Origin of the sequence: Streptomyces sp. NPDC001270 (genome assembly GCF_042896695.1) — a bacterium.
Classification (GTDB): domain Bacteria; phylum Actinomycetota; class Actinomycetes; order Streptomycetales; family Streptomycetaceae; genus Streptomyces.
Window position 1 is genome coordinate 226438 of sequence record NZ_JBIAXM010000007.1, and the last position, 16194, is coordinate 242631.

The window sequence follows — 16194 nt, forward strand, 5'->3', positions numbered from 1 at the left end:
CTGTCGAGTCGGAGGCCGGCACGAGATATCTTGATGTCGAGCAATGTTGCAGACGTGGAGCGGAGCACCCGGTGACTGACTCGACCATCATCTACACCTACACAGACGAGGCCCCGGCCCTGGCGACGCACTCGTTCCTGCCGGTGATCCAGGCGTACGCCTCGCAGGCCGGTGTCGCCGTGGAGACCCGCGACATCTCGCTGGCGGGCCGCATCATCGCCGCCTTCCCGGAGTACCTGAACGAGGGCCAGCGGATCCCGGACGCCCTGTCGGAGCTGGGTGAGCTGGCCAAGACGCCCGAGGCCAACATCGTCAAGCTGCCGAACATCTCGGCGTCGATCCCGCAGCTGAAGGCGGCGGTCGCCGAGTTGCAGGGCAAGGGCTACGCGCTGCCGGACTACCCGGACGACCCGAAGTCGGACGAGGAGCGCGAGATCCGCGCCCGTTACGACAAGATCAAGGGCTCGGCCGTCAACCCGGTGCTGCGCGAGGGCAACTCCGACCGCCGCGCCCCCGCCTCGGTGAAGAACTACGCCAAGACCCACCCGCACCGCATGGGCGCCTGGACCGAGCAGTCCAAGACCAGTGTGGCGACGATGGGCGTGGACGACTTCCGCTCCACCGAGAAGTCCGCCGTGATCTCCGAGAACGGTTCGCTGCGCATCGAACTGTCGGGCGACGACGGCTCCACCACCGTGCTGCGCGAGTCCGTACCGGTCCTCGCGGGCGAGGTCGTCGACGCCTCGGTGATGCGCGTCGCCGCGCTGCGCGAGTTCCTCTCCGCGCAGGTCGCCCGCGCCAAGCAGGAGGGCGTCCTGTTCTCCGTGCACCTGAAGGCCACGATGATGAAGGTCTCCGACCCGATCATCTTCGGCCATGTGGTGCGCGTCTTCTTCCCGAAGACCTTCGCGACGTACGGCGAGACCTTCGCCGCGGCCGGTCTGACCCCGAACGACGGCCTGGGCGGCATCTTCAAGGGCCTGGAGTCCCTGCCCAACGGTGCCGAGATCAAGGCGTCCTTCGACGCCGAGCTGGCCGAGGGTCCCGAGCTGGCGATGGTCGACTCCGACAAGGGCATCACCAACCTGCACGTCCCCTCCGACGTGATCGTGGACGCCTCCATGCCGGCCATGATCCGTACCTCCGGTCACATGTGGGGCCCGGACGGCCAGGAGCACGACACCCTCGCGGTGCTGCCGGACTCCAGCTACGCCGGTGTCTACCAGGCCGTGCTCGACGACTGCCGCGCGCACGGCGCCTACGACCCGGCCACCATGGGCTCGGTCCCGAACGTGGGCCTCATGGCGCAGAAGGCCGAGGAGTACGGCAGCCACGACAAAACCTTCGAGATCCCGGTCACCGGTACCGTCCGGCTGGTCGACCAGGCCGGCGAGGTCGTCCTGGAGCAGACCGTCTCCGCGGGTGACATCTTCCGCGCCTGCCAGACCAAGGACGCCCCGATCCGCGACTGGGTCAAGCTGGCCGTCACCCGGGCCCGCGCCACCGGCGACCCGGCCGTGTTCTGGCTGGACGAGACCCGCGCCCACGACGCCGTGCTGATCGAGAAGATCAAGGCGTACCTGCCGGAGCACGACACCGAGGGTCTGGAGATCAAGATCCTCGCCCCGGTGGAGGCCGCGAAGCTCTCCGTCGAGCGCATCCGGCGCGGCGAGAACACCATCTCCGTCACCGGCAACGTGCTGCGTGACTACCTGACCGACCTGTTCCCGATCCTGGAGCTGGGCACCAGCGCCAAGATGCTGTCGGTCGTCCCGCTGATGGCGGGCGGCGGCCTCTTCGAGACGGGCGCCGGCGGTTCCGCTCCCAAGCACGTCCAGCAGCTGGTCAAGGAGAACTACCTGCGCTGGGACTCCCTGGGTGAGTTCTTCGCGCTGGTGCCGTCCTTCGAGCAGTACGCGAAGACCACCGGCAACGCCCGGGCCCAGGTCCTCGCCGACACCCTGGACCGCGCCACGGCGACCTTCCTCAACGAGAACAAGTCGCCGACCCGCCGCGTCGGCGGCATCGACAACCGCGGCAGCCACTTCTACCTGTCCCTGTACTGGGCCCAGGAGCTGGCCCGGCAGACCGACGACGCGGACCTGGCCAAGGCGTTCGCCGCGTTCGCCGAGACGCTCACCGCGCAGGAGCAGAAGATCGTGGACGAGCTGGGTGCCGTCCAGGGTTCCCCGGCCGACATCGGCGGCTACTACCAGCCGGAGAAGGCCAAGGCCGACAAGGTGATGCGCCCGTCGGCCACGTGGAACGAGACGCTCGCCGCCCTGAGCTGACCCGGGCCTCCGGCCCCTCGCGGCCACCCGCTCCGCCCCGGCCGGCGTACTGCCCGGCCGGGGCGGAGCCATGTCCGCCGCCGGTGCCCCGGGCCCCGGCCGGGTGCCGTTCGTGAACGCTCGATGTCAGGGGCGCGGGAACGCTGGCCGCCCGTCACGCCGTGTGGTTACCTCCTCACATGTCCGCACTCGTGACCCGGCGCCCCATCGATCACGGGCGGGTCACCACCACGGTTGCCACCCGTCCGAGGTGACGGGCTTCATCACTCCCACCGCACCCGTCGCCCATTTCACGCGTTCCCAACCCATCCACCCTCTTCGGCGCACTTGCGTCACCTTTCTAGCTTTTCATCATCTTTTATTCGCATTTCTCCCAGTCGTACGCCTCTCCGTCGCCGCACGCCTTCGATCCGCCCTGCCGCACGAGGAGCACCATGAGCCAGCCCATCGACTCCGTCACCGCCGGTCACACCCCCGAGGAGGACCCCGCGGGGTCCGACACCCCGGCCTGGTCGTTCGAGACCAAGCAGATCCACGCCGGGGCCGCGCCGGACCCCGCGACCGGCGCCCGGGCCACCCCGATCTACCAGACGACGTCGTTCGTCTTCCGGGACACCCAGCACGCCGCCGACCTGTTCGCGCTGGCCGAGCCCGGCAACATCTACACCCGCATCCACAACCCCACCCAGGACGTGTTCGAGCAGCGCGTCGCCGCGCTGGAGGGCGGAGTGGCGGCGGTGGCGCTGTCCTCCGGGCAGGCCGCCGAGACGCTGGCGATCCTGACCCTGGCCGGTGCGGGCGACCACATCGTCTCCAGCACCTCCCTCTACGGCGGCACGTACAACCTGTTCCGGCACACGCTGCCGAGGTTCGGCATCGAGGTGTCGTTCGTCGACGACCCGGACGACATCGACGCGTGGCGGGCGGCGATCCGCCCGCAGACCAAGGCGCTGTTCGCCGAGACGCTGGGCAATCCGCGTGGCAACGTGCTCGACGTGCGCGCCGTCGCGGACGTGGCCCACGCGGCGGGCGTCCCGCTGATCGTGGACAACACCGTCCCGACGCCGTATCTGCTGCGGCCCGTCGAGCACGGCGCGGACATCGTGGTGCACTCGGCGACCAAGTTCCTCGGCGGGCACGGGAACGCCATCGCGGGGGTCGTGGTGGACGGCGGCACGTTCGACTTCGGCGCGCACGCCGACCGCTTCCCCGACTTCACCGAGCCGGACCCGAGTTACCACGGGCTGCGGTACTGGCCGGCTCTGGGCCCGGGAGCGTTCGCCGTCAAACTCCGGGTGCAACTGCTGCGCGACCTCGGCCCGGCCCTCTCCCCGCACTCCGCCTTCCTGCTCCTGCAGGGCGTGGAGACGCTGAGCCTGCGCATCGAACGGCACTCCGCGAACGCCCAGGCGCTGGCCGAGTGGCTGGAGCAGCGGGACGAGGTGGCCGCCGTGCACTACCCGGGGCTGCCCTCCAGCCAGTGGTACGAGGCCGGACGGCGGTACCTGCCGCGCGGGGCCGGCGCGGTGGTCTCCTTCGAGCTGCGGGACGGGGTGGAGGCGGGCAAGCGGTTCGTGGACGCGGTCGAGCTGTTCAGCCACCTCGCCAACATCGGTGACGTCCGCAGCCTGATCATCCACCCCGCCTCCACGACGCACAGCCAGCTCGACGCGGAGCAACTGACGGCCACCGGCACCGCGCCGGGCCTGGTACGCCTGTCGGTGGGTCTGGAGAACCTGGCCGACCTGAAGGCGGATCTGGAGGCCGGCTTCCGCGCGGCCAAGGGCGCGTCCTGAGCGCCGTACCGGCCTCCTCGGTCCCCCGTCCGCCGGCCACCGGGGCCTGGCGGGCGGGAGATCCGCCCGGACGGCGCCAGTGGTACGCGGCCGACGCGCCGCTGCCGCTGGAGGCCGGCGGTGAACTTCCGGACGTGCGGCTGGCGTTCGAGACGTGGGGCCGGCTCGCGCCCGACGGCGGCAACGCGGTGCTGGTGCTGCACGCGCTCACCGGGGACAGCCACGTCGGCGGTGCCGCCGGCCCCGGACACCCCACCCCCGGCTGGTGGGACGCGCTGGTCGGCCCGGGGCTGGCCCTGGACACCGACCGCTGGTTCGTGGTGGCGCCGAACGTGCTGGGCGGCTGCCAGGGCAGCACGGGACCGGCCTCGGCCCGGCCGGACGGCCGGACCTGGGGCGGATCGTTCCCGTTCCTCACCCAGCGCGACCAGGTGGCCGCGGAGGCCGCTCTGGCGGACGCGCTGGGCGTGCACCGCTGGGCGCTGGTCGTCGGCGGGTCGATGGGCGGGATGCGGGCCGTGGAGTGGGCGGTGGCGCACCCGGAGCGGACCGGCGCGCTGCTGCTGCTCGCCACGACGGCGGCGGCGAGCGCCGAGCAGATCGCCTGGGCGGGTGGGCAACTGCACGCGATACGTTCCGACCCGCACTGGCAGGGCGGCGACTACCACGACACCGGTCGCGGCCCGCACACCGGGCTCGGGCTGGCCCGTCGGCTCGCCCATGTCACCTACCGCAGCGAGCCCGAGCTGGGGGTCCGTTTCGGGCGGGCGGCCCAGAGCGGCGAGGACCCCTGGCGCGGTGGCCGCTACCAGATCGAGTCCTACCTGGACCACCACGCCGCCAAGCTGGTCCGCCGGTTCGACGCGGCCAGTTACGTCGTGCTGACCGAGGCGATGAACGCGCATGACGTCGGCCGGGACCGCGGCGGCGTCCGGGCCGCCCTCGGCCGGGTGCGGGCCCGCACCCTCGTCGCGGGCGTCGGCTCCGACCGGCTGTACCCGCTCGCCCAGCAGGCCGAGTTGTCCGCGTTGATCCCGGCGGCCGACCGGCTGCGGGTGATCGAATCGCCGTACGGGCACGACGGGTTCCTGATCGAGACGGAGCAAGTGGCAGCGCTGGTGCGGGAGATCCTCGGGTAGCGCACCGCGTACCGTGAGCCTCGACGGTGCACCGTGCACCACACCGCCGACCGCCCGGGGAGCAGCCGCATGGCCCACGCCGTACCGTCCTTCGACCTGCTTCCCGGCGCCGCCGGATCCCCGGTGATCCTGCATGTGCCGCACTCCGCGCGGACCGTCCCGGCGGCCGTGCGGGCCGGCATCGTGCTGGACGACGCCGCGCTGGAGCGGGAGCTGGACGACATTACGGACGCGCACACCGCGGAGCTGGCCGAGGCCGCCGCCGCGCTGGCCGGCCGCACGCCCTGGCTGTTCGTGAACCGGCTGTCCCGGCTGGTGGTGGATCCGGAGCGGTTCCCGGACGAGCGGGAGGAGATGCTCGCCGTGGGGATGGGGGCCGTCTACACCGGGACCACCCGGCGGGGGACGCTGCGGGCCGGGGACGGCGATCCCGGGCCGCTGATCGAGCGGTACTTCCGGCCGTACGCGCGGGCCATGACCGAAACCGTACGGGACCGGCTGGCCGCGACCGGCCGGGCCGTCGTGATCGACGTGCACTCCTATCCGACCGAGCCGCTGCCGTACGAACTGCACGGCGGCGGGTCCCGGCCCCCGGTCTGTCTGGGCACCGACGCCTTCCACACGCCGGCCGCGCTGGCCGAGCTGGCCCGCGCGGCGTTCGCCGGGTGCGGCGGGACGGAACTCGACACCCCTTTCGCCGGGACGTACGTGCCGTTGGAGTTCTACGGGACGGAGCCCCGGGTCGCCGCGCTGATGGTGGAGATCCGCAGGGACGGCTACATGACGGAACCCGGCGGCCCGGCCGGTCCGGGGCTGCACCGCTTCGCCGCCGCGCTCGCCGCCCTGGTGGACGGCGTGGGCCACTGACCGTCCGGCGGCCCGCCTCCCCGTCCGGCCGGGGATCCCGGCCGGACGGGATCACGCCCCGGTACCGGGCCGTGCGCCGTCGGCCGCCGGCGGCCCTGCCGCTCCTCGGCACGCGGCCGGACCGGTCGCCGGGCCGCGGCCGTATCCCGGACCGGTGTACCGGCGGCGCAGGGCCACGGTCCGGGGCACGGCCGGCCCCGCGCGTCAGCCGGGGACACCGTCCCCGTCCGTCAGCTGGTGAACCGGCTCCCTCAGGCGCGCAGCCACTCGGTGACGATCACGTCCGCGCCGGTGCGCAGCCGCAGCGCGAACGGGCCTGAGGGGGGTGCGTCGCTGGTGAAACGGCCCAATTCATCGACAGGGACCGGGACGGCCGTCTGCGGTCCGCCGAGCACCTCGATCCGCGCCGACTGCGGCGGCAGCACCTGCCCCATCAGCCCCTGCCCGGTGACCTCGACGTCGACGGTCAGCTCGCCCGCGCGGAAGGTGAGCATCCGCGGCGCGTCCAGGACTCCCCTGACCGGCAGGGCGTCCACCAGCGAGTCGAAGGTCAGCTCGGCAACACGGGCGTCGAGGTCGTACAGCGCGTAGGCGTCGAGTGCCAGTTGCCGCAGCTCGGTGGGGACGGGGTCCAGGACGGCGGCTGCCTGCCGCAGCTCCTCCTCCAGCAGCCCGTCGCAAAACTCGGCCTCGTCGAAGCCGGCCGCTCCCTCGCCGTGCCCGCCGTCCTCGCCGTACCCGGTGTTCTCCTCGTGCATGCCGTTCACACCGCCCCTCGTCCGTCGTCGAGCCGGGCCCGCAGCCGGCGCAGACAGCGCTGGCGCAGCGGGCCGATGCTGCCCACCGCGATGCCCAGGGCCGCCGACACCTCCACATAGCTGGGCGGCGGCGAGGCGATCAGGGTGCGCAGCAACTGCCGGCAGCGGTCGCCCAGTTTCTCGAACTCCTGCCACACGCGACGGATGCGTTCGGCCTCGGCGGCCGCCTCCTCGGAGTCGATGAGCGTCTGTTCCGGGGTGCGGTCCTCGCTGACCCGGTCCAGGACGAGCGGATCGTCCGTCGGCATCAGCCGGGTGAGGCTCTTGATGACCTTGAGGCACTCGTGCCGGGCCGTGCTGGCGAGCCAGGACCCGGCCTTCTCCGGTTCCCGGATCCGCGCCAGGTGCTGGGCGAAGCGGAACCACACGGTCTGATAGACCTCGTGGCCGTCGGCGTCGGACAGCCGGTGGGCGCGCACGACGGCCCACACCAGCGGACTCAGTCCTTCCACCAGCGCTTTCCAGGCCGCCGCGTCGCCATCGGTCGCGGCCCGGACCAGCGCGCCGACCTCTGCTCGTTCCACGGCGCCACCCCTCGTGTACGGCAAGTCATCGTACGCCGTGCAGAGGGCACCTCCGGTCGTCATGCGGAACGCGCCGGTCGGGCGACCGGCACCGGGCGCCAGGTGGGCGGCCGGAGCGCCGGTACGTGCGCCCCACGCACTTCCGCGTACGCCGTGGTGGATTCCAGCAACTGCCGGTGGGCCACGCGCGGGTCGCCCTCCTTGTGCGCGGTCATGTGGGCGGCGACGAGTCCGGCGGCCACCGGTGTGGCGAACGAGGTGCCGCTCCAGTGCGCGAACCCCTCGAACGTCGTCCGGTCCGGTTCGCCCCCGGCGGCGTCGGCGCCCGCCTCGCTCAGCACGCCCCGGTGGCGCGGGGACCGGCAGGTGCAGTCGTAGGTGAAACCGAACCGGCAGACGTCGTAGGTGGAGTGCTGGTAGACGTACGGGACGGGCGTGTCGAAGCCGGTGAGGGAGCTGACGAGGCGTTCGCCGGGCGCGTAGGCCGTCACCCAGGGGCCGTGGTTGCTGAAGCAGGCCCCCATCTCGCCGTCGCCGCGCAGGGCGCCGACCGACAGCACGGCGTCCTGGTAGTCGGGCAGCGAGGCGTAGGCGGCGGGCCAGAACGGGGTGGCGCTGGCGTTGTTGCCGGCCGCGGCGACCAGCAGGGTGCCCTGCTCGCGCAGTTCGCGCATGAAGGCGTCGACGCCGAGCAGTCCGTCGGTGCGGCCGTTGGAGGTACCCGCGGACAGGCTGATGACGTCCGGCCAGCCGTCCCGGTCGACGGCCTCGAAGAGTTTGGCGCCGAACTCGGACTCCAGGACGGCGCCGGCGTCGTTCAGGGTCCCCCGGACGGTGACGTCGGTGTTGGGCGCGACGGCGGCGACCAGTCCGGCGATGAACGTGCCGTGACCGACGTACTGCCGCAGGACGCCCTCGGCGTCGGTCTCCTCGACCTGGCGGTCGCCCTCGGTGTGGGCGAGCAGCGGGTAGGAGCGGTAGTCGTGCATGAGGCCGGTGTCGATGACGAGGACGCCGACGGCGGTGTCCGGGTCGTAGGGGGTGCCGTCCGCCGCCGGGTTCGGCGCCTCGCCGGCCGGGGCGGGCACGGGTTCGTCCCCGGGGCAGGCGTTGACCGAGATCGAGACCACGTGGTTGCGGCTGACGAGCCGGTGTCCGCGGCGCCCCTCCGCCTCACGCAGGGCGCGCAGCGCGTGCCCGACCGCCGGGTCGCCGTCCCGGGCCCCGCTGCCGGGGTCGCCGACCCGGATCCGGGTGATCCCGGTCCGGTTGGTGTCCGGGCCCGCCCGGCGCACGTCGTCGGCGACCAGGTCGGCCGTCGCGGCGAAGTGGCTGCGCACGGTCTCCTCGACGACCCGGGCCTCCTCACCGTCGCGGGCGAGGACGACGCCCTTCTCGTAGAAGAACTCCGCGGAGTCGTCCGGTCCCATCGCCAGTGGGATGTCGGGCATCGAGCGCTGGATCTGGTCGAACTGCTCGTGGAATCGCTGAGGTGCCATGGCGTGTCCTCCCCCATCGGGACGGCGGTCCTCATTCAGAGCCGGACAGCCGTCCGTTGATACAGCCCGTACCGCCGTGCACGGCGGCGGACCTGTGTGACGTGCCTGCCCTGGACCACTACCATCCGAGGCGTGACAGCGGCTAGCGACTCGGTTCTCGAACTGCTGCCGATGGTGTTCGCCGCCCCGATGGAGGCTCTGGCGCGGGCGGAACGGGTGCTGGAGACCGGTCCGCCGCCGCTGCACGCCTCCGTCGCCCACCAGGTGATCGGCATCTGGCAGCGGGACTTCGGCGACCTGCGGATCGCCCTGGGCCATTTGCGGCGTGCCCGGGATCTGGCGGCGCGTGCGGATTCGGCCGAGCGGGAGGCGGACGTCCTCGCCACCCTCGGGGTCGCACTGGTGCACGCGGGGCGCACGCGGCAGGGGCTGACGGCGTTCGAACAGGGCGTCGCGCGGGGTACCGGGCACACCCGGGCCCGGGTGCTGTACCGCCGCGCCTACGTCTGGTGGGTGCTCGGCCGGCACCGTGCGGCGCTGGAGGACGTGCGCCGGGCGATCGCCGTGCTGCGCCAGGCCGACGACGTCATCTGGACGGCGCGGGCGCTGACGCTGCGGGCCACCGTGCATCTGGCGCTGGGCGCGGTGGACCGGGCCGACGCCGACTTCACCGCGGCGGAGCAGTTGTGGGAGACGACCGGCCAGGAGCACGACAAGGCCGACGCGGTGGAGAGCCGGGGGCTGGCCGCCTTCCGGTCGGGTGACATCCCGGCCGCGCTGCGGCTGCTGGACGAGGCCGAGGAGCGGTACGCCAAGCTGGGCACGCCGACCTTCATGCTCAACATCCGGCGCTGCGAGGTGCTGATGGCCGCGGGGCTGGCCCCGGAGGCGCTGGCCGAGGCGGACACGGCGATCACCACGCTCGACGGGATCGGCGGGCAGTCCACCCGCAAGGCGGAACTGCTGCTGGCCGCCGCCCGGGCCGCCCGTTCGGCCGGCGAGGCGCACACCGCGATCGCCCGCGCCGCCGTCGCCGTACGGCTGTTCGCGGCGCAGCGGCGCTCCTGGTGGGAGGCGCACGCCCGGCTGGTGCTGATCGAGGCGCGGGTGGCGTCCGGGCGCAGCTCGGGGCGGCTGGTGGCGGACGCCGCGGCGGTCGCCGAACGGCTGGCGTCCTTCGGGTCGCCCGCCGCGCCGGAGGCGTCGCTGCTCGCGGGCCGCATGGCGCTCGGCCTCGGCTGGACGGCGGACGCGGAGCGGCACCTGGCGCTGGCGGCGCGCAGCAGGAACGCGGGTCCGCCGCTGGCCCGGATGACGGGCTGGGCGGCGCAGGCGCTGCGGGCGCGGGCGGCCGGTTCGGTACGGGGTGTCCTGGAGGCGTGCCGGCGCGGGCTCGACGTGCTCGACGACCACCGGATGACGTTGGGCGCCTCGGAGTTGCGGGCCCGGGCCACCGCGCAGGGCGCGGAGCTGGCGGCGCTGGCCCAGCAGGCCGTGCTGGGCCGGGGCGGTCCGCGGCGGCTGCTGGAGTGGAGCGAGCGCTGGCGGGCCACGGTGCTTTCCGCGCCGCCGACCCGGCCGCCCGCCGACCCGTCGCTGCTGAGCGGGCTGACCGCGTTCCGGGAGATCGCCGCCCGCGCGGAGGCCGCCCGGATGGACGGCCGTCCGGTGCCCGCCCTGGAGCGCGAACAGCGGCGCCTGGAACGGGAGATCCGCTCCCGGACCCATCACGTGCACGGCGCCGCGCCCGGTGACGGCCGCCGCTTCGACTCCGCCCGGCTGCTGGCGCGGCTCGGTGACACGACGCTCGTCGAACTCGCCGTGCTGGACGGACGGGTGCATGTGCTGCTGTGCGGGCAGGGACGGGTACGGCGGTTCGAGGGCGGGGCGCTGGCGGCGGCGCTGACCGAGGCGGAGCACGTGCAGGCGGGGCTGCGGCGGCTCGCCCACCCCGGGGCGGAGGCGCGGCTGCCGCTGGTGGAGGCGGCGGGCCTGCGGCTCCAGGAGCTGCTGCTGGGCGGTGCGGTGCGCCGGCTGGGCAGCGGCCCGGTCGTGATCGTGCCGCCGGGGGCGCTGCACCGGGTGCCCTGGGCGCTGCTGCCCGCGCTGCGCGACCGGGTGCTCAGCGTCTCGCCGTCGGCGGGCAGCTGGCTGCGGGCCCGGGAGACCGAGGCGCCGCCGGGCGGCCCGCAGGTCTTCGTGCGCGGGCCGGGGCTGGCGACGGGCGGCGCCGAAGTGCCCGACCTGGCGGGCCGCAACGGCGCGGCGACGGTGCTCGAACACGACGAGGCGCGGGTGCCGCGGGTGCTGCGGGAGCTGGACGGGGCGGCACTCGCGCACATCGCCGCGCACGGCACGTTCCGCGCGGACAGCCCCATGTTCTCCTCGCTGCGGATGGCCGACGGGCCGCTCATCGTGCACGACTTCGAACGGCTGGCCCGCAGCCCGTACCGGATCATCCTCTCCAGTTGCGACACGGCCCGGCTCGCCTCGGTCGGCGCCGACGAACTGCTCGGTCTGGTCACCGCGCTGCTCCCGCTGGGCACGGCCGGGGTGGTGGCGAGCAGCGCGCCGGTCAACGACGCCGCGGTGGTGCCGCTGATGCTCGCCCTGCACAAGGGCCTCGACGCGGGACTCTCCCTGGCCGAGGCCCTGCGCGACGCGCGGGCGGCCGTGCCGGGCGACGCCGTCCACCAGGCGACCGGATGGGCGTTCGCGGCGTTCGGCGCGGCCTGACCCGGCGACCCCGGCGGGCGGCGGGGCCGCCGGGTCAGGCCGAGGCGGTGTCCGGCAGCTCCACCAGCCAGGGCAGCGCGCCCCGGTCGCTGGCGCCGAGCCGGGTGTAGGCGCTGTAGAGGTGGTTGCCCACGGTCCGCACGGACAGCGTGAGTTTCTCCGCGATCTGCCGGTTGGTCAGCCCGGCGGCGGCGAGGGTGACGATCTGCCGTTGCCGGGCGGTGAGTTCACCGAGGACCAGCCCGGACAGCGCCGGGGTGCGGGCGCCCTGGCAGCGGCGGGCGAGGGAGACCGCGCGGGTGCGGGCCGTGCGGGCGGCGCGCGGGTCGCGGTGCGCCCGTACCGCCTGGGCGTGGGCCTCGGCCGCGAACAGCAGGAAACCGCGTTCCTCCAGCGCTTCGGCGGCCCGGTCCAGGGCGGGCCCGTCGCCGCGGGCGAGCGCGTCGGCGTGCCGGGCCAGCACGCCGTCACCGGGGAGCCGGCCGGCGGCCAGTTCGGGGGCGCCGAGGCGTACGGCGTCGTAGTGGGCGTACACGTCGTCGTCGGGAACGGCGGTGCCGTCGGGACGGTCGGATGCTTGCGTTCCGTCCTGGCGGCCGTGGGCGCCGCCGCCGAGTGCCCGTACGGCGCCGTCGAGGTCGCCGTGCGCCGCCGCGGCCCAGACCGCCGTGCCGTCCGCCGCCGACGGGCCGCCGGCGGCGGGTCCGCCGCCCGGGCAGTCCCGCTCGCCCCAACCGCGGTGGAACCGGCCCGGCTCGCCGGACTGGGCGGCGGCGAGCACGAGTTCGCCCCGGCACGCGGCGTCGTCGGGCGTCTCCCGCAGCCCTTCCCTGGCCCACGCCGCCGCCTCCAGCAACTCCCCGCGCAGCCGCGCGAACCGGGCCCGCACCGCCGCGTATCCGGCCGGTACGGTCGCCCCCTCCGCGATCAGCCACTCCCCCACCGGGGCCGGCCGGTCCCGTACGTCCGCCTGCGCGATCCGCCCGGCCAGGGCGTGCTGTTCGGCGGTGAGTGCCCGGGCGCACTGCTGCGGGGTGCGGGCCAGCCGCCTGGCGCGCAGCCGTCCGGCGCAGGCACGCAGCGCCGGGCCGTGCAGCGGGTGGGCGAGGTGGGCGAAGCCCTGGTCGTCGACGTGGACCAGGCCGTCGGCCTCGACGCGTTCGAGGACGTCCAGGTCGAGGTCGTCCAGGTGCAGGGGCAGGGGTTCGGCGAAGGCGAGGCGTTCCAGGATCTCTCGCTCGCCGGGCCGCGGGCGGTCCAGGACGCAGGCGACGCGCTCGCGCACGGTGGGCGTCATCGGCACCGGGCCGCGCCAGGCCCACTCGTCCGTGCTGGCGACGCGGGTCAGCAGCCCCTGGGTACGCAGCGCGCCCGACAGGTCCCGCAGCAGCCTGAGATCGCCCCCGCAGAGCCGGTGCAGCCGGCGCACCGTGAGCGGTTCCAGGGTGCCGCCGGTGGCCAGCAGCTGGGCCGTCTCCTCGTGCGGCAGCGGCTCCAGGGCGAGCCGCGGCAGGAGTTCGCCGGTCCACAGCCGGGACACCGCGCCGGGTGTGGGGGTCCGGTCGGCGGCGATCACGACCAGGCGGGTGCGACCGTGCACGGCGAGCTGGTGGACCAGGGCGGCCGAGGCCTCGTCCAGCAGGTGGGCGTCGTCGACCACGAGAACACGCACGCCGGACAGGAGCTGCACCGCGCGGTGCAGCGAGACCGTCTCGGGCAGCAGCGGGGCGAACGCGGCGAAGGGCAGCCCGCGGGTCTGAGGGGTCCCGGTCACCCGGGCGCAGTCGCTGCCCCGCACGGCCTCCGTGACCAGCCGGGTCTTGCCGCAGCCCGCCGGGCCGGTCACCACGATGCCGTGCCGGCCGGCGGTCAGGGACCGGCGGATCGCTTCCAGTTCGTCCTCCCGGCCGGTGAACGGCCAGGGCAGTTCCAGGGTCTTGGCGTCCTGTACGAAATTCGTCACGTCATGGAGAGTCCGGATACTCATGCTTGATACAGGGGGACTTGAGTAGCCCCCGACTCAGGCGCCCGGACGCAAGCGGAGGCAGTCTTGGCGCATGACCCAGCGCTACTGCTCACTTCCGCAGCAGCCGGCCCCCTCCTTCGCACCGGGGCTGGCCGCCGAGCGGTCGAGCGCGCTCGTCGCCGGGCGGCGCATGTGGGTCAACGGCACGGTGCTGCACTACTGCTTCTTCGACGCGGACACCGACGGGTCGGTCATCCACGTACCGGGATCCGGGGAGACCCGCTGGGTCTCCTGGGCCGGTGCCAAGGAGCAGCGGGACATCGTCCGGGAGTGCTTCCGGCAGTGGCAGGACCTCGGCATCGGGGTGACGTTCGCCGAGGTCACCGACCGCCGCGAGGCGGAACTGCGGATCGGTTTCCAGTACGGGGACGGCTCCTGGTCGCAGGTGGGCCGGGACGCGCTCGTGGTCGGTCTCAACGAGCGCACCATGAACCTGGGCTGGGACCTCACCCTGCCCGGGCAGCGGGCCACGGCGCTGCACGAGATAGGGCATGCGCTCGGCATGCAGCACGAGCACCAGAGCCCGCTGGCCGGTATCCACTGGGACGACGAGGCGGTGTACGCCGACCTGGCGGGTCCGCCGAACTTCTGGAACCGGGACCGGACGTTCTTCAACATCCTGCGCAAGCTGGACGCGTCCGAGGTGAACGGCTCGGTCTGGGACCCGCAGTCCATCATGGCGTACCCCTTCGAGGCGGGGCTGGTGCTGGAGCCGGAGCAGTACCGTGGGGGGCTGCACTCGCCCGGCACGCTGTCCCCGGCCGACAAGGAGTTCGTACTGCGCTGGTACCCGCCGGCCGATCCGCCCTCGGTCGCGGACAGGTTGGACCGGGGGGATCCACATCGCGCGCTGGTGCCGTTCCGGTCGGTGCCGCTCAGCCTGGGATCGGGCGGGCAGGCCGACTTCACCGTCGACCCGCCGGAGACCCGCGACTACGCGGTGGGCACCTTCGGCGACGGTGACAGCGTCGTCGTCGCCTTCGAGGAACGCGACGGCGAGCCGCGCTATCTCGCCGGACAGGACGACGGGGGCACGCCGCACAACGCCGTGCTCAGGGTCAGGCTCGTCAAGGGCCGCCGCTATTTCGTCCGCGTCCGCCTGTACTCCACATGGGGTACCGGGGAAACGGCGGTCATGTGCTGGTGACAGCACAGAGCCGCGCCACGCGGGCGCCCGGACCACGGTCCGGCACCCGGGGGAGCGGTCGAGGACGTCACCTACGGGGGACGACGTCGCCCAGGCACTGTTCGGGGGAGCAGTACCTAGGCTGGATGTCGCTGGTGACGTTCTCGACCGCGTCGTGGGCCCGTGGAGGCGACGCACGACAGCCGTGACCGGTGCCCGCGACAGCGGCGGGTGCCGCTCAGCGGCGGTGCCACTCGCGGGCGAGCAGTTCGTACGAGCGGACGCGGTCCGCGTGGCCGTGGGTGATCGTCGTGATCAGCAGTTCGTCTGCTCCGGTGGCCTCCTGGAGTTGTTCCAGCCGGTCGGCGACGCGGGACGGGGAGCCCACGAACTGGGTGTCCACCCGGTCGCGCACCAGGTCCCGGTCCTCGTCGGTCCAGGCGTGCGCGCGGGCCTGTTCGGGGGTCGGGAAGGGGATGGCGCCCTCGGCGGTGCGGATGCTGCGCACCCACAGGCCGTATCCGGTGGCGAGTTCCCGTGCCGTGCGGTCGTCCTCGGCGACGACGACGTCCGCGGAGACGGTGACGTACGGCTCGTCGAGGACGTCGGAGGGGCGGAAGCAGGCGCGGTAGCCGGCCACCGCCTCCAGGACGGTGGCCGGGCTGACGTGGTAGTTCGCCGCGAAGCGCAGTCCGCGGCGGCCCGCGACCTCGGCGCTGGTGCCGCCGCTGCTGCCCAGGATCCACACCTCGACGTCGGCGTGCTCGCCCGGCACCGCGTGTGCCTCTGTGCCCTCCGCGGAGCGGTAGGTGCCGGCCAGCAGGGCGAGGATGTCGTCGATCTGCTCGGCGTAGTCCTGGGATTCGGCGCCCGGCAGGTGCAGGAGGCTGCGCTGGAGGGCGAGCCGGGGTGAGGCGAGGAGGCGTTCGAAGGCGTACCGGGGCGGGACGAGCAGGCCGTTCGGGGCGTGGCCGGCCACGACCGGGGGCGTCGTCGGCGGCGGGTCGGCGCGCTCGCCCGGGGGACGGCCGCCGGAGCGGCCGAGGCCCAGGTCCAGGCGGCCCGGGTGCAGCGCGTCGATCAGGCCGAACTCCTCCACCGTGCTCAGCGCGGTGCGGTGGCCGAGCTGCACGGCACCCGACCCGAGCCGGATGGTCGAGGTGGCGGCGGCGGTCAGGGCGAGGACGACCGCGGGCGACGTGCCCGCCACGCCGGGGTTGAGGTGGTGCTCGGCGAACCAGTGGCGGCGGTAGCCGAGGCGTTCGGCGTGCCGGGCCAGGTCGATGGAGTTGCGCAGCGCCTCGCCGGCCGTGGCTCCCGAGGGGACCGGGACCAGGTCGAGGACGCCGAGCGGTACGGAGGGCATGCGGGC

General features: G+C 74.0%; 11 protein-coding genes. 6 read left to right on the top strand and 5 right to left on the bottom strand.

Features of this window, described 5'->3' with window-relative positions; genetic code table 11:
• Nucleotides 1-71 precede the first annotated feature (71 nt).
• From ACFY2B_RS14570 to ACFY2B_RS14585, 4 genes are all read left to right on the top strand, one after another.
• A complete protein-coding gene (locus tag ACFY2B_RS14570; RefSeq protein ID WP_390763463.1) occupies nt 72-2291 on the top strand; it encodes an NADP-dependent isocitrate dehydrogenase in 2220 nt (739 codons plus the stop codon).
• A 434-nt stretch (nt 2292-2725) separates the two neighbouring features.
• Nucleotides 2726-4087, top strand: coding sequence for a bifunctional o-acetylhomoserine/o-acetylserine sulfhydrylase (locus ACFY2B_RS14575; RefSeq protein WP_390763464.1), 1362 nt, complete (start codon nt 2726-2728; stop codon nt 4085-4087).
• Nucleotides 4084-5226: a homoserine O-acetyltransferase gene (locus ACFY2B_RS14580; protein WP_390763559.1), complete on the top strand. Its 1143-nt coding sequence runs from the start codon at nt 4084-4086 to the stop codon at nt 5224-5226. The genes ACFY2B_RS14575 and ACFY2B_RS14580 overlap by 4 nt, the downstream gene beginning before the upstream one ends.
• A 69-nt stretch (nt 5227-5295) precedes the next feature.
• The gene (locus tag ACFY2B_RS14585) at nt 5296-6093 is read left to right on the top strand and encodes an N-formylglutamate amidohydrolase (protein WP_390763465.1); all 798 of its coding nucleotides are present in this window, start codon (nt 5296-5298) and stop codon (nt 6091-6093) included.
• A 251-nt stretch (nt 6094-6344) separates the two neighbouring features.
• Here the strand turns inward: ACFY2B_RS14585 and ACFY2B_RS14590 are convergent, their stop codons facing one another.
• Genes ACFY2B_RS14590 through ACFY2B_RS14600 form a run of 3 tightly spaced genes read right to left on the bottom strand, consistent with a single transcriptional unit; the run spans nt 6345 to nt 8934 of the window.
• Nucleotides 6345-6851 (bottom strand): hypothetical protein, encoded by a 507-nt coding sequence (locus ACFY2B_RS14590; RefSeq protein ID WP_390763560.1) that lies wholly within the window; start codon nt 6849-6851, stop codon nt 6345-6347.
• A 5-nt stretch (nt 6852-6856) separates the two neighbouring features.
• On the bottom strand, nt 6857-7435 hold the full coding sequence (locus tag ACFY2B_RS14595) for an RNA polymerase sigma factor (protein WP_390763466.1): 579 nt from the start codon (nt 7433-7435) through the stop codon (nt 6857-6859).
• A gap of 59 nt (nt 7436-7494) precedes the next feature.
• Nucleotides 7495-8934, bottom strand: a complete 1440-nt coding sequence (locus ACFY2B_RS14600) for a S8/S53 family peptidase (RefSeq protein WP_390763467.1) — start codon at nt 8932-8934, stop codon at nt 7495-7497.
• Nucleotides 8935-9066: 132 nt separating this feature from the next.
• On the opposite strand from ACFY2B_RS14600, the gene ACFY2B_RS14605 reads away from it, so the two are divergent.
• A complete protein-coding gene (locus ACFY2B_RS14605; protein ID WP_390763468.1) occupies nt 9067-11670 on the top strand; it encodes a CHAT domain-containing protein in 2604 nt (867 codons plus the stop codon).
• A 34-nt stretch (nt 11671-11704) separates the two neighbouring features.
• Here the strand turns inward: ACFY2B_RS14605 and ACFY2B_RS14610 are convergent, their stop codons facing one another.
• The gene (locus ACFY2B_RS14610; RefSeq protein WP_390763469.1) at nt 11705-13657 is read right to left on the bottom strand and encodes a LuxR C-terminal-related transcriptional regulator; all 1953 of its coding nucleotides are present in this window, start codon (nt 13655-13657) and stop codon (nt 11705-11707) included.
• 70 nt (nt 13658-13727) lie between these two features.
• Here ACFY2B_RS14610 and ACFY2B_RS14615 point away from each other — a divergent pair, with 70 nt between their 5' ends.
• Nucleotides 13728-14843: a M12 family metallopeptidase gene (locus ACFY2B_RS14615; protein WP_390763470.1), complete on the top strand. Its 1116-nt coding sequence runs from the start codon at nt 13728-13730 to the stop codon at nt 14841-14843.
• A 217-nt stretch (nt 14844-15060) separates the two neighbouring features.
• Here ACFY2B_RS14615 and ACFY2B_RS14620 read toward each other — a convergent pair whose 3' ends face one another.
• Entirely contained in the window at nt 15061-16188 is a 1128-nt protein-coding gene (locus tag ACFY2B_RS14620) for an LLM class flavin-dependent oxidoreductase (RefSeq protein ID WP_390763471.1), read from the bottom strand.
• Between the last annotated feature and the right edge of the window lie 6 nt (nt 16189-16194).

Bases quoted from the DNA above. Each gene is read 5' to 3' on its own strand.
- ACFY2B_RS14590 (WP_390763560.1), bottom strand. From the start codon at position 6,851: ATGCACGAGGAGAACACCGGGTACGGCGAGGACGGCGGGCACGGCGAG.
- ACFY2B_RS14600 (WP_390763467.1), bottom strand. From the start codon at position 8,934: ATGGCACCTCAGCGATTCCACGAGCAGTTCGACCAGATCCAGCGCTCG.
- ACFY2B_RS14615 (WP_390763470.1), top strand. From the start codon at position 13,728: ATGACCCAGCGCTACTGCTCACTTCCGCAGCAGCCGGCCCCCTCCTTC.
- ACFY2B_RS14610 (WP_390763469.1), bottom strand. From the start codon at position 13,657: ATGAGTATCCGGACTCTCCATGACGTGACGAATTTCGTACAGGACGCC.
- ACFY2B_RS14585 (WP_390763465.1), top strand. From the start codon at position 5,296: ATGGCCCACGCCGTACCGTCCTTCGACCTGCTTCCCGGCGCCGCCGGA.
- ACFY2B_RS14620 (WP_390763471.1), bottom strand. From the start codon at position 16,188: ATGCCCTCCGTACCGCTCGGCGTCCTCGACCTGGTCCCGGTCCCCTCG.
- ACFY2B_RS14575 (WP_390763464.1), top strand. From the start codon at position 2,726: ATGAGCCAGCCCATCGACTCCGTCACCGCCGGTCACACCCCCGAGGAG.